Origin of the sequence: Sphingomonas sp., assembly GCF_035910975.1 — a bacterium.
Taxonomy (GTDB): domain Bacteria; phylum Pseudomonadota; class Alphaproteobacteria; order Sphingomonadales; family Sphingomonadaceae; genus Sphingomonas.
In genome coordinates this window covers 1-12854 of sequence record NZ_JAMHWM010000020.1, presented here as the reverse complement: position 1 = coordinate 12854, position 12854 = coordinate 1, and the positions used below count along the sequence as shown (strand labels likewise).

The 12854-nt window shown below is 63.3% G+C and carries 13 protein-coding genes; 11 read left to right on the top strand and 2 right to left on the bottom strand.

All coding sequences use genetic code 11. The features are described 5' to 3' along the window. The first annotated feature begins 35 nt into the window (after positions 1 to 35). The 8 genes from VYI76_RS03405 (at position 36) to guaA (ending at position 8312) form a co-directional block, all read left to right on the top strand. On the top strand, positions 36 to 692 hold the full coding sequence (locus tag VYI76_RS03405) for an adenylate kinase (protein ID WP_326523372.1): 657 nt from the start codon (positions 36 to 38) through the stop codon (positions 690 to 692). A 38-nt stretch (positions 693 to 730) separates the two neighbouring features. Then, complete coding sequence (locus tag VYI76_RS03400; protein ID WP_326523371.1) at positions 731 to 1264, top strand: SRPBCC family protein; 534 nt, start codon at positions 731 to 733, stop codon at positions 1262 to 1264. Between the two features lie 165 nt (positions 1265 to 1429). Next, a complete protein-coding gene (gene rpsM / locus VYI76_RS03395) occupies positions 1430 to 1798 on the top strand; it encodes a 30S ribosomal protein S13 (RefSeq protein WP_326523370.1) in 369 nt (122 codons plus the stop codon). A gap of 73 nt (positions 1799 to 1871) precedes the next feature. Continuing rightward, on the top strand, positions 1872 to 2261 hold the full coding sequence (gene rpsK, locus VYI76_RS03390; protein ID WP_066486290.1) for a 30S ribosomal protein S11: 390 nt from the start codon (positions 1872 to 1874) through the stop codon (positions 2259 to 2261). 101 nt (positions 2262 to 2362) lie between these two features. Beyond that, a complete protein-coding gene (locus VYI76_RS03385) occupies positions 2363 to 3424 on the top strand; it encodes a DNA-directed RNA polymerase subunit alpha (protein ID WP_326523369.1) in 1062 nt (353 codons plus the stop codon). 208 nt (positions 3425 to 3632) lie between these two features. Then, entirely contained in the window at positions 3633 to 4049 is a 417-nt protein-coding gene (gene rplQ, locus VYI76_RS03380; RefSeq protein WP_326523368.1) for a 50S ribosomal protein L17, read from the top strand. 184 nt (positions 4050 to 4233) lie between these two features. Beyond that, complete coding sequence (locus VYI76_RS03375; RefSeq protein WP_326523367.1) at positions 4234 to 6369, top strand: prolyl oligopeptidase family serine peptidase; 2136 nt, start codon at positions 4234 to 4236, stop codon at positions 6367 to 6369. Positions 6370 to 6740: 371 nt separating this feature from the next. Continuing rightward, on the top strand, positions 6741 to 8312 hold the full coding sequence (gene guaA / locus VYI76_RS03370) for a glutamine-hydrolyzing GMP synthase (RefSeq protein WP_326523366.1): 1572 nt from the start codon (positions 6741 to 6743) through the stop codon (positions 8310 to 8312). 267 nt (positions 8313 to 8579) lie between these two features. Here guaA and VYI76_RS03365 read toward each other — a convergent pair whose 3' ends face one another. Next, positions 8580 to 8912: a hypothetical protein gene (locus VYI76_RS03365; protein ID WP_326523365.1), complete on the bottom strand. Its 333-nt coding sequence runs from the start codon at positions 8910 to 8912 to the stop codon at positions 8580 to 8582. A 151-nt stretch (positions 8913 to 9063) separates the two neighbouring features. Between VYI76_RS03365 and VYI76_RS03360 the strand changes: the two genes are divergently transcribed. Genes VYI76_RS03360 through VYI76_RS03350 form a run of 3 tightly spaced genes read left to right on the top strand, consistent with a single transcriptional unit; the run spans position 9064 to position 12691 of the window. Then, a complete protein-coding gene (locus tag VYI76_RS03360; protein ID WP_326523364.1) occupies positions 9064 to 10155 on the top strand; it encodes a phosphoribosyltransferase-like protein in 1092 nt (363 codons plus the stop codon). Positions 10156 to 10157: 2 nt separating this feature from the next. Then, positions 10158 to 12062, top strand: coding sequence for a hypothetical protein (locus tag VYI76_RS03355; protein WP_326523363.1), 1905 nt, complete (start codon positions 10158 to 10160; stop codon positions 12060 to 12062). A 2-nt stretch (positions 12063 to 12064) separates the two neighbouring features. Beyond that, entirely contained in the window at positions 12065 to 12691 is a 627-nt protein-coding gene (locus VYI76_RS03350; protein WP_326523362.1) for a hypothetical protein, read from the top strand. Here the strand turns inward: VYI76_RS03350 and VYI76_RS03345 are convergent. Further along, positions 12672 to 12854, bottom strand: a 183-nt coding sequence (locus VYI76_RS03345; RefSeq protein WP_326523361.1) for an integrase core domain-containing protein, incomplete at its 5' end; no start/stop codon positions are given. The two genes, VYI76_RS03350 and VYI76_RS03345, sit on opposite strands and share 20 nt — an antisense overlap.

Sequence of the window (12854 nt, the reverse complement as noted above, 5' to 3'; positions counted from 1 at the left end):
TCCTTCCAGACCGCGACACAGGGGAGTTGCGAGGCGTGAACATCATCCTTCTCGGGCCGCCGGGGGCGGGCAAGGGGACCCAGGCGAGCCGGCTCGAGGCCGAGCGCGGCATGATCCAGCTGTCGACCGGCGACATGCTGCGGGCCGCGGTGAAGGCGGGCACGCCGGTGGGGCTGAAGGCCAAGGCAGTGATGGAGGCCGGCGAACTGGTGTCCGACGCGATCGTCTCCGCGTTGATCGGCGAACGGCTTGATCAAGCGGATACCGCGGGCGGCGCGATCTTCGACGGATATCCGCGTACAGAGGCGCAGGCCGAGGCGCTCGACCTGCTGCTCGACGAGCGCGGGCGCAAGCTCGACGCGGTGATCGAACTGGCGGTCGATGAGGATGCGCTGGTCGATCGCATCACCGGCCGCTTCACCTGCGCGGCGTGCGGCGCGGGCTATCACGATCGCTACAAGCAGCCGGCGGCCGCGGGCGTCTGCGACGTCTGCGGATCGACCGAGTTCAAGCGCCGCCCGGACGACAATGCCGAGACGGTCCGTACCCGGATGGCGGAGTATCGTGCCAAGACCGCGCCGATCCTCCCGGTCTATGACGCGCGCGGCATCGTCCACCGGGTCGACGGGATGGCGGACATGGATGCCGTCGCGCGCGACATCGCGGCGATCCTCGACAGTCTGGCGGGCTGACGATAGCCTTCCCCCCGAGGAGACTCGGGGGGAGCATCATGTTCAGGTTCGTCGCCACGCTGTCGCTGATGTTGGCCGCGCCCGCCACTGCGGAAGTGACCGCGAGCGCCCCGACCAGCTTCGTGATCGAAACCGTCGTCACGATCGACGCGCCGCGCGCGAAGGTATGGGACACGCTGCGCAGCCCGCAATTGTGGTGGAGCCCCGATCACACCTATTCGGGCAAGAGTGCCAACCTGTACATGGACGCCCAGGCGACCGGCTGCTTCTGCGAGCGGCTCGACGACAAGGGCAGCGTCGAGCACGGCCATATCGTCTATGTCCAGCCGGGCCGGATGATCCGCATGGCAAGCTCGCTCGGGCCGCTTCAGGCGGAGGCGGTGGCCGGTACGCTGGCGTTCAAGCTTGATGCCGAAGGCGAGGGAGCGACGAAACTGACGCTCACCTACGTCGTCGGAGGCCATATGCGCCAGGGCGGGGAGGAACTCGCCCCTCTGGTCGATCGTGTGCTGGGCGAACAGGTCAAGCGGCTGAAGGCTGCGGCGGAAGCGCCGGCGGCTCCGCCCAAGTGATTGTTGACTCGGGGGCCGCACCGGCCTAATCGCGCTTCATTCCGAACCACCGGCCCACCGGCGGCGCTATCGTGCGCTCGTCGGTATTCGTGCGTTTCGGATGTCAACGCGATGAGATGTGCCGGGCGGCCATGCCGGGCGCGTGGAGCTGGGAGAACCTAATTCATGGCACGTATTGCGGGCGTCAACATCCCGACCAACAAGCGCGTGGTGATCGCGCTTCAGTATATCCACGGTATCGGCCAGACCAAGGCCAAGGAACTGACGACGAAGCTGGGCATCGCGCCCGAGCGTCGCGTGCAGGACCTGACCGATCAGGAAGTGCTCCAGATCCGCGAGGCGATCGACGCCGGTTACACCGTGGAAGGCGACCTGCGTCGCCAGACCGCGATGAACATCAAGCGGCTGATGGATCTCGCCTGCTATCGCGGCCTGCGTCACCGCAAGGGCCTGCCGGTCCGCGGCCAGCGCACGCACACCAACGCGCGCACCCGCAAGGGCAAGGCCAAGCCGATTGCCGGCAAGAAGAAGTAATCGCTGACGCGATTGCTTCTCCGCCGGGCGGCATCGTCCGGCGTCTCTTGAGATATCAGGTCAGGAACACCACATGGCACAAGCACCGCAGCGCCTTCGCCGTCGCGAGCGCAAGAACATCACCGCCGGCGTCGCGCACGTGAACGCCAGCTTCAACAACACCATGATCACCATCACCGATGCCCAGGGCAACGCGATCAGCTGGTCGTCGGCCGGCATGATGGGCTTCAAGGGTTCGCGCAAGTCGACCCCGTACGCGGCCCAGGTCGCCGCCGAGGACGCGGGCAAGAAGGCCGCCGAGCACGGCGTCCGCACGCTCGAGGTCGAGGTGAAGGGTCCGGGTTCGGGCCGCGAATCGGCGCTGCGCGCGCTGCAGGCGGTCGGTTTCCAGATCACGTCGATCCGCGACGTGACCTCGATCCCGCACAACGGCGTTCGCCCGTCGAAGCGTCGCCGCGTCTGATCGACCGCCAGTGTCCGCGCGCGGTTGATCGCGCTGCGCGGACAATTTTCAATCGGCCGGCGGCCGCGATCATCCGCCGGTCCAAGAGCAAGGGGTAGCCCGTGTCCGTCAATCCCAAGAACTGGCAGGAACTCAAGAAGCCCAACGGCCTGGAAAAGAAGGGTGGCGACGGCAAGCGCAAGTCGACCTTCATCGCCGAGCCTCTGGAGCGTGGCTTCGGCCTGACGCTGGGCAATGCGCTGCGCCGCGTGCTGCTGTCGTCGCTGCAGGGTGCCGCCGTCACCTCGATCAAGATCGAGAACGTGCTGCACGAATTCTCGTCGCTGGCCGGCGTCCGCGAGGACGTGACCGACATCGTTCTGAACGTGAAGCAGATCGCGCTCAAGATGCAGGGCGAGGGGCCGAAGCGCCTCCAGCTCAGCGCCACCGGCCCGGCCGAGGTGAAGGCCGGCGACATCGCCGTGTCGGGCGATATCGAGGTGATGAACCCCGATCTCGTCATCTGCCACCTGGACGACGGCGCCACGCTCAACATGGAGCTGACCGCCGATACGGGCAAGGGCTATGTCCCCGCCGCGAACAACCGCCCGGCCGATGCGCCGATCGGCCTGATCCCGGTCGATGCGCTCTACTCGCCGGTACGCCAGGTGTCGTACAAGGTCGATCCGACCCGCGTCGGACAGGACCTGGATTACGACAAGCTGACGCTGACGGTCGAGACCGACGGAACGGTGACGCCCGAGGACGCGGTGGCCTATGCCGGCCGCATCCTGCAGGACCAGCTGGCGCTGTTCGTCCACTTCGACGATTCGTCTGTGACGCGCTCGGCTCCGATCGGCCTCGCGGTTCCGTCCGCCGCCCCCGCCGACACCGGCGATACGGCGACGATCAACCGCTTCCTGCTCAAGAAGGTCGATGAGCTGGAGCTGTCGGTGCGTTCGGCGAACTGCCTGAAGAACGACAACATCATCTACATCGGCGATCTGGTCCAGAAGACCGAGGCCGAGATGCTGCGCACGCCGAACTTCGGCCGCAAGTCGCTCAATGAGATCAAGGAAGTGCTTTCGAGCATGGGCCTGCGTCTGGGGATGGAAATCCCCGGCTGGCCGCCTGAGAACATCGAGGAAATGGCCAAGAAGCTGGAACAGGAAATCCTCGGCTAAGCGTGCCGGAATAGCGCAAGCTATTCCGGAGACGCTGCCGAGCGGCCGGCGGGGCCAAGGCCCCGTTCGACGACGCGGCTTTGCCGCGGCGGGCCGATCAGAAAAGGGCCTCGTTCATTCGAGGCGACGGTTTTTTGGGTGAGCCAACCGTCCTCACCTGGTCCGGGGTACCTGACACGGCCCCCGAACGAACTGAGAAGGAATTACCATGCGTCATCGCGTCGGCGGCCGTAAGCTGCAGCGTACCTCGGCCCATCGTGCGGCCCTGTTCCGCAACATGTCGGCCGCGCTCATCAAGCATGAGCAGATCACGACCACCCTCGCCAAGGCGAAGGAATTGCGTCCGTACATCGAGAAGCTGGTGACGCTGGGCAAGAAGGGCGGCCTTTCGAACCGTCGCCTGGCCCATGCCCGCCTGCTCGACGATGCGCAGCTGGTGAAGCTGTTCGATACGCTGGCGGCGCGCTACGCCGACCGCAACGGCGGCTACACCCGCATCATCAAGGCCGGCATCCGCGCGTCGGACGCCTCGCCGATGGCGATCATCGAGTTCGTCGATCGCGACGTCAGCGCCAAGGGGCAGGATTCGGGTCCGGTCATGACCGAGGACTTCGAGGAAGCGTGAGCGTAGCGTAGCTACGCGCCGCGGATTTCCTCGAACGGCCGGCGGCGCTGATGCGTCGTCCGACGACGCGGCTTAGCCGCGTCGCGGTTTGGGGATCGGTTCCGGCACTTCGCAGCAGAATCGCTTGAAGGGGAGGTCGCATCCGATAGGGTGCGGCCTCCTTTCTCGTTTCCGGAGATACCAGATGCGCCGCGCGCTTCTCGCCGCTCTTCTCGCCGCGACCACTCCCGTCGCCGCCTTCGCCCAGGATACCATGCCGAAGATCACCTATCCCGCCACCGAACGCGGCACCACCGTCGAGGAACAGTTCGGCGTGAAGGTCGCCGATCCCTATCGCTGGCTGGAAAACGATGTCCGCACCGATCCGAAGGTCGCCGCCTGGGTCGCGGAGCAGAACAAGATCACCGACGCCTATCTGGCGACGCTGCCCGGTCGCGAGATCTTCAAGGACCGGATCAAGGCGCTCTATGACTACGAGCGGTTCGGCCTGCCGAACCGCAAGGGCGGCCGCTATTTCTACACGCGCAATTCGGGCCTTCAGAACCAGTCGGTCCTCTACGTCCGCGATTCGCTGAATGGCGAGGGACGAGTGCTGATCGATCCCAACACCTGGGCCAAGGACGGCGCGACCGCGCTGGGCGGCTGGGTGCCGTCGGAGGACGGCAGGTACATCGCCTATGCGATCCAGGACGGTGGCACCGACTGGCGGACCGTCAAGGTGCTCGACGTCGCCACCGGCCAGCCGCTCGCCGACACGGTCGAGTGGATGAAATTCTCCGGCATGAGCTGGGCGAAGGACGGGTCGGGCTTCTACTACTCGCGCTTCGCCGCGCCGGCGGAGGGGCAGAAATTCCAGGCGCTGAACGAGAACCAGCAGGTCTATTTCCACAAGGTCGGCACCCCGCAGAGCCAGGACGTCCTGGTCTATGCCACGCCCGACCGGCCAAAGCTGGGTCACGGCGCCGGCGTCAGCGATGACGGCAAATGGCTGGTCATCACCTCCACCCAGGGCACCGATGACCGGTACGAAATCACGCTGATCGACTTGACCAGGCCGGGATCGAAGCCGCGCACGTTGATCCCGGGGCTGGAGAACAACTGGAGCTACATCGGCAACACCGGCACCCGTTTCCTGTTCATGACCAACAAGGATGCGCCGCGTCTGCGGATCGTCTCGCTCGATGTCGCGCAGGCTAGTCCGCAGCCGATCGAAATCGTGCCGCAGGACAAGGCGGTGCTCGACGGCGCCAATATCGTCGGCGGGATGCTGTTCGCCAACTACATGGTCGATGTGAAGACCGAGGTGCGCCGCTACGCGCTGGACGGCAAGCCGGCGGGCAACGTGCCGCTGCCGGGCATCGGATCGGCCGGCGGGTTCGGCGGTCGGCCGGAGGACAATGAGACCTTCTTCGCCTTCACCAGCTATGCCACGCCGACGACGATCTACCGCTATGACGTGAAGACCGGGCAGGCGACCGTCTGGGCCGCGCCCAAGGTCGCGTTCGATCCGTCGGCCTATCAGGTCGAACAGGTCTTCTACCCGTCGAAGGACGGCACGAAGATCCCGATGTTCATCGTGCACAAGAAGGGGCTGAAAGGCCCGGCGCCGACGCTGCTCTATGGCTATGGCGGGTTCAACGTGTCGCTGCCGCCCGGCTTCTCCGCGACCCGCGTCGCCTGGCTGGAGCAGGGTGGGGTGCTCGCCGTGCCCAACCTGCGCGGCGGCGGCGAGTACGGCAAGGCGTGGCACGACGCCGGGCGGCTCGCCAACAAGCAGAACGTGTTCGACGACATGATCGCCGCGGCCGAATATCTCGACAAACAGGGCATCGCATCGCCGAAGACGACGGTGGTGCAGGGCGGATCGAACGGCGGCCTGCTGGTCGGCGCGGTCATCAACCAGCGGCCCGATCTGTTCGCCGCCGCGCTGCCGGCGGTGGGCGTGATGGACATGCTGCGCTTCGATCGCTGGACGGCGGGGCGCTACTGGGTCGACGATTACGGCTATCCGTCGAAGGAGGCGGACTTCAAGACGCTCTACGCCTATTCGCCCTACCACAATATCCAGTCGGGCAAGACCTATCCGGCGATCCTGGCGACCACCGCCGACACCGACGACCGCGTGGTGCCGGGGCATACGTTCAAATATACCGCCGCGATCCAGGCGGCGGATATCGGCCCCCGGCCGCACCTCGTCCGCATCGAGACGCGCGCCGGCCACGGATCGGGCAAGCCGACCGACAAGATCATCGAGGAAGCGGCCGACCTGTTCGCCTTCTCGGCGAAGTGGACCGGGATGGACGTGAAGCCGGTGAAGTGACGCGCATCAGCCGCCGCACGGTGCTCCGTGCGGCGGTCTGTGTCGCAGTTGTGGAGGTTCAGCGTTAAAAGGATATCGGCAACGACGGTGTCAGACCTAGCGATATTGCGAGCAAATTATGAGCAGTCTGTGGTGGATCATCCCGTTTGGTGCCTTCATGCTCTGGTGCGTGTTCCAAGCCTTTCGAGGCGGAGGGGCGACGTCTGACAAGGACGAGAGCAGCACGTCTGGAAATGATGTGGTCGGTCTGGATTAACATCGTGGGGCTCGGCCAGCTCGACTGAATGATCGCCGTTCACACACGCCACGCCACGCGACACTGCCTCCAGCCTGCCCGCTTGCCCCGGCGTCCACACCCGCTAGATGGGCGCATGGCCGAACATCCCGATTCCATCCTGCCCAATTCGATCCTGATCGTCGATTTCGGCAGCCAGGTAACCCAGCTGATCGCGCGCCGTGTGCGCGAGGCGGGCGTGTACAGCGAGATCGCGCCGTTCAACGCGGCCGAGGCGGCGTTCGCGCGGATGAAGCCCCGGGGCGTGATCCTGTCCGGATCGCCCGCGTCGGTGCTCGATGAGGGCAGCCCGCGCATCCCGCAGCCGATCCTCGACGCCGGCCTGCCGATCCTGGGCATCTGTTACGGCCAGCAGGCGCTGATGCACCAGCTGGGCGGTGAGGTGCTGGCGGGCGACTCGGGCGAGTTCGGCCGCGCCTTTATCGAGATCGAGGATGGCTGCGCGCTGTTCGACGGCTTGTGGACCGAAGGCGAGACGCATCAGGTGTGGATGAGCCACGGCGACAAGGTGACGGCGCTGGCGCCCGGTTTCCGCGTCGTCGCCGCATCGCCCGGCGCGCCCAATGCGGTGATCGCCGACGATGCGCGGCGCATCTATGCGATGCAGTTCCATCCGGAGGTGGTGCACACCCCCGACGGCGGCCGGCTGATCGCCAATTTCGCCCGCCACGTCTGCGGCCTGACCGGCGACTGGACGATGGCGGAGTTCCGCCAGACCAAGATCGCCGAAATCCGCGCGCAGGTCGGCAAGGGGCGGGTGATCTGCGGCCTGTCGGGTGGGGTTGATTCGGCGGTGGCGGCGGTGCTGATCCACGAGGCGATCGGCGAGCAGCTGACTTGTGTGTTCGTCGACCACGGCTTGATGCGCGCCGGCGAGGCGGACCAGGTCGTCAGCCTGTTCCGCGGCCATTACAACATCCCGCTGATCCACGTCGACGCATCGACTTTGTTCCTGTCGGGCCTGGCCGGCGTCACCGATCCGGAGGCCAAGCGCAAGTTCATCGGCAAGACCTTCATCGACGTGTTCGAGGAAGAGGCGAGGAAGATCGGCGGCGCCGAATTCCTGGCGCAGGGCACACTCTACCCCGACGTGATCGAAAGCGTCAGCTTCACCGGCGGACCTTCCGTCACGATCAAGAGCCACCACAATGTCGGCGGCCTGCCCGAGCGGATGGACATGAAGCTCGTCGAGCCGTTGCGCGAGCTGTTCAAGGACGAGGTTCGCGACCTTGGCCGCGAGCTCGGTCTGCCCGACGTGTTCGTCGGCCGCCATCCGTTTCCTGGCCCCGGCCTGGCGATCCGCATTCCCGGCGAGGTGACGCGCGAGCGGTGCGATATCCTGCGCAAGGCCGATGCGATCTACCTCGAGGAAATCCGCGCGGCGGGGCTGTACGATGCGATCTGGCAGGCGTTCGCGGTGCTGCTGCCGGTTCGCAGCGTCGGCGTGATGGGCGATGGACGCACCTATGACAGCGTGCTCGCCCTGCGCGCCGTCACATCGACCGACGGCATGACGGCGGAGGTGTTCGGCTTCCCCGGCGATTTCCTGCCGCGTGTGGCGACGCGGATCGTCAACGAGGTGAAGGGCGTCAACCGCGTCACCTATGACTATACGTCGAAGCCGCCGGGTACGATCGAGTGGGAGTAGGGGAATAGCATAGGCTGGAGTATATTCTCGTAGTATTTACAAGGATTTACGGAGTTTTTGCGGACAATCGAAACTGCATTGTCAACCGGTGTTAAGTGGATGAAATCCCACGCTCTTTTATTCGACACCGCTAGCAGAAAATGGTTCTGACGGTCTTTGTGACGGTATCCCGTAAAAGGTTTACGTGATTGATGATGATACCGTCAGCTCGCTCGGGGCGATTGACGGTATTCTATTTTTGACATCGCTTTGAAAATTAAGGAAATTTCAAAGAACTCTATGCTCCAAGACGGCCTGACGGTATTTTTTGTAACTGCTTGATTTTATTGGGCTGCAAATTTTAGCTGGCCAACTTCGGCAGCCGCCGCCCTCGGCCCATTCCCACGGCCGGGCGACCTCCCCAATGTCCGGCAATTGTCCGGTGCCGATTGTGATCAGCTCTAGCTGACAGGAAATTCCATTACTTCTAAATAGTTTAGGGCAACGATGGCGCAATGCGTTGTCAGGGGCGATGTTCGGCAGATGTCCGGCTCGGTTAACTGCCGAACCCAATAAAGACCTCATTTGCTGCTGTCTCCAGTTGCGATCGAAATGGATCATTTTCCCTCGGTACCTGCTTCAATCACTTTTCTGCTGAGCAGGTTTTGGATAGGGTTTTCCGAGGGGAGAACCGAGTGCGGGCGTCAGCTGTTAATCATGTCGATGTACGTTGCCGATGAATATTCTTGGCCTGCGTCTCATCGCGCAAATCATGAACTGGACCGACGACGGCGTCGCGACCACCGAGTATAACTGGCTGCAGCTCATGGCTGCGACCAAGTACGACGGGTACAGCGATTTCCGGGCTGGCTCGCGGTTCATCGAGAACCTAGCGATATGGCTGAAACAGTTTGCGCCGGAAGACCGCCAGACCGCATACGATTTCATCAAGCACCGGCTGGTGTATATTTCGAATGCCGAACTCTATCGCGCTATTGAAGCGTTCTACCCGGAGACGGTGACGCCCCACCTGCGTCGCCTTGCGGCGGCTCAGGCAGAGATCGAGCCGCATGAGGTCTGGGGAAGCAGCGAGGGTGTCGCTGCATTCAAGCAGATCAAGCGCCGCTCATTGTTCATCGGCATGAGCGACGGCAGCCGCATCGACATTATGCGACGCGCCAACAGCGGGCGGATCACGCAGGAGCAGGTGGTGCCGATGATGAACATCGGTACCGAAAAATGGCTCGATCTCGGCAAAAAGATCAAAGAGGCCAACGCCAGCGACGAGCAATTCGAGCACGTCTATCTGATCGACGATTTCACAGCATCGGGCACGACCTTCATCCGGTTCAAGGATGGAGAGTGGAAGGGCAAGCTTCAAAAGTTCAACGACATGCTTGTCAGTGCGCGTTCGGTCGTCGAGGCGAAGGGCAAGACATTTCCGATCGTCGAGAACTACGCGCTGCACATCCACCACTACGTTTCGACCACGCAGGCCCGGGAGGCGTTGTTGGAGCGCACCGCCCGAGCGAACACCGAGTGGGCCGATCGCACCTTTGGCTCCATCGACGTGACCGAGGGTAGCTTGTTGCCCGCCTCGCTCAAACTCACAGCCGGCGTGGACGATGCGGTCATCGGCCTGTGCGAGAAATATTATAATCACGCCCTCTACGAGCGACTGATCGAGCATGCCGGCGAAGCCGAGCAGACGGATCTGAAAATGGGATACGCAGATTGCGCTCTGCCGCTGATCCTGGAGCACAATACGCCCAACAACAGCATTCCGCTGCTCTGGGCAGAAACATCTGGCGAAAAAGGCCATGCGATGCAGCCGCTCTTCCGTCGCCGTGATAGGCACGGCTGACCATGGCAAACCCGTTCCTTCGCCGCGCGACCGAATATATTCGTGATGACACCACCTTTTTGGAGATCGTCAGCCCAGCACCGTTGACGACGTTCCTGGCAGAGCACCCGCGCAAGGCGGACATTTTCGATCTACCGATCCGCGTCGTCGGTGCGCCGGGTAGCGGCAAGACGATGCTCGCCATGCTGGCAGAGTTCCGGCTCGTTGAAACGATCCTGCGCGATCCTACCAACGACACCAACAAACAGCTCAGTGTCGCCCTCGCCGGGGCAGGGTTTCTGGAAGACGGCAAGCCAGCAGTCGCTGCCGTGCGCATCCCGATGGAGTCGGAGTATCGCGACTTTTGGGAGTTGCCCTATGAGGACAGCGTAAAGACCAAGCTTGCGCTCTGGCTCATGCAGGCACGCACCATGCTGGCGCTGCTTCGAGGTCTCACCAACGGTGATCACCGACGGCTCGAGGATATTCGTTTCATTGCGCGCGATGCGTCCGAAGCGCAGCTCGAGCAGATCGGCGGGCTGACTGCAGCAGGCATTCGCGACCGCGCGCTCGAAGTTCAGCGCGCCATATATTCAATAGGCGCGAGCTTGTTGCCGCCAGCGATCGACAAGCTGCCCAGCGCCGCAACCGACCCGTATCAGCCCTTTGAATGTATCCAGGAGATCAACATCCCTTGGATGGGCGAGCGGCTGACGGTCAAACCGCTTGCGATCCTCGACGACGTGCATGCACTGCATCCCGATCAATTCGAGCAGATCTTCACTGCTCTTGCGCGTCGAGAGATCAAATTTGGCCGCTGGATGATGATGCGGCTCGACGCGCTCAGCCCGGGCGCGGTGTTCAGGTCGGCACGAAGCGTCGCCACCCATAATCTCAAGCCCGACCGCGACTATGTCGACATCTTCATGCAAGGCGGGGAGAGCCGCGATAAGGAACGGCGTCGGTTTCGAGATATGGCGGCCGATATGGCTGATCGCTATCTCCCACGCGTCACTGCCTTTCGAAATCGCAATCTTCCGCCGTTCCGGCGCCTGGTCCCCGATGAACCACCGCGACTCTCCGAAGCGAAGGTGCGCGAACTGCAGGCCCAAGTTGAACGCGACCAGCGCCGCTTCGATGTAACGCCCGCCCGACGAACGGCGATCGAGGAACTGGTCAGCGGCTATCTCGCCGGCACGCAGTCGGGAGATCGCGAACCTGAGGTCGCTCTCGCCATGGTCCGGGTCTTGATGGCCCGATATGCCAACCGCGTTTCGGACCAGCAGGTCTCACTATTCGAGGATTTCGACCCTGAGCCGCGCACGCCGCTAAAGGCCAACGCTGCGGTCGCGGAAGCAGCAAGGCTTCATCTCAACGAGATGAGCAGCCGCGCACTCCACTATGGGTTCGATACGCTGTGCGATGCGAGTAACGAGAACGCCGAGCTGTTCCTTCAGCTCGCTGGAGCGCTTGTTGCTCGGATGGAAACACAGGCGATCCGCGGAAGGACGCTCACGCTTCCGGCAAATGCGCAGCAGGATGTACTGGGCGCCAAGGCCGTTGAGATCATGGACGGCTGGGCCTTTCCGTTCGCCCGCCATGTACGCGCGATGGTCGATGGTATTGCGGCAGATTGCCGCGAGGTTTCGCTTTTGCCCCATGCCCGTCTGGGTGCCGGCGCCAATGCTGTCGGAATCCTTGAAGAGGATATGGGCAAGCTCCTCCCGTCGAGCGACGAACTCGCGCTCATCCTCAAATATGCTGTTGCTCATGGCGCAATCGAGGTCACCCGCGACTATGGCCAAGGCAGCAAGAACTGGTGCCTCATCGAACTGAGTGGTGTCGTTGCGCTGTCGCATGGACTGACACTGCGCCGCGGCGGCTTTCTCGAGCGCGATCTCGATTACCTGCGCGAGAAGGGGGCCTAGCGATGGCGCACGATCATTGGGAGAATTGCGTCGCCCACTTCGATGATCAGGTGGGCGTCTTTGCGAAGGAGTATTTCGGCCGCGACAATGTGCATTGCCTGTTGGTCGCCGCCGCCGGCTTCGACCCACGGTCGCTGACGATTGCGACACTGCTCGCCGAACATCTAGGAGACCGCATGTCCGGTCTCTTCGTCCGCGAGGAGCGGGGGACACCTGATGCCGGTCTGGTCGAAGCCGCAGACGAGAACGCCAACAGGCTTCGCGCGCTTATCCCTGGATGCGAGATCGCGCCGGTCGATATCTTCGGTACCGACAATTGGCCGATCGCTGGGGTACGGATCGCCTCGGTGATCGGTGACTACACGATCGCGGAAGCAACCACGGATATCGTGCTCGACATGACCGCCATGTCGATCGGTGTCTCTTTTCCTGCCGCCCGCCTGTTGCTGGACTATTGCGAAGAACGGGGCATCGCTTTCCACATCATGATTGCGTCCAACCCCGAGCTGGATGATGAGATCGCGAGCGAGCCGGGTGACCGCCCTATGGCAGTGCGCGGCTTTGCCGGTGTCGATCAAAGCGATGCTGCTCTTGACCTGCTCCCCATTTTCAGGCCGTTGATAACTTAGCTTCGGTGTCCATATGCCCTTGGCGGGGGCGGTTCGTAAACTCGGCGGGTGCCAACCCGCCAAGACTGCTATGCGGACGCACGGTATTGTAGTCCGTCCGCCATGCCTCGATGATCCGTCTCGCTACAGCCAGCGATGGGAACAGGTGCTCGTTCAAGCACTC

Excerpts from the sequence above, each read along its gene's own strand:
- VYI76_RS03365 (WP_326523365.1), bottom strand. The coding sequence starts at position 8,912 with ATGATCCATTTCGATCGCAACTGGAGACAGCAGCAAATGAGGTCTTTA.
- VYI76_RS03375 (WP_326523367.1), top strand. The coding sequence starts at position 4,234 with ATGCGCCGCGCGCTTCTCGCCGCTCTTCTCGCCGCGACCACTCCCGTC.
- VYI76_RS03400 (WP_326523371.1), top strand. The coding sequence starts at position 731 with ATGTTCAGGTTCGTCGCCACGCTGTCGCTGATGTTGGCCGCGCCCGCC.
- VYI76_RS03350 (WP_326523362.1), top strand. The coding sequence starts at position 12,065 with ATGGCGCACGATCATTGGGAGAATTGCGTCGCCCACTTCGATGATCAG.
- rplQ (WP_326523368.1), top strand. The coding sequence starts at position 3,633 with ATGCGTCATCGCGTCGGCGGCCGTAAGCTGCAGCGTACCTCGGCCCAT.
- VYI76_RS03355 (WP_326523363.1), top strand. The coding sequence starts at position 10,158 with ATGGCAAACCCGTTCCTTCGCCGCGCGACCGAATATATTCGTGATGAC.
- VYI76_RS03360 (WP_326523364.1), top strand. The coding sequence starts at position 9,064 with ATGAACTGGACCGACGACGGCGTCGCGACCACCGAGTATAACTGGCTG.
- guaA (WP_326523366.1), top strand. The coding sequence starts at position 6,741 with ATGGCCGAACATCCCGATTCCATCCTGCCCAATTCGATCCTGATCGTC.
- rpsK (WP_066486290.1), top strand. The coding sequence starts at position 1,872 with ATGGCACAAGCACCGCAGCGCCTTCGCCGTCGCGAGCGCAAGAACATC.
- rpsM (WP_326523370.1), top strand. The coding sequence starts at position 1,430 with ATGGCACGTATTGCGGGCGTCAACATCCCGACCAACAAGCGCGTGGTG.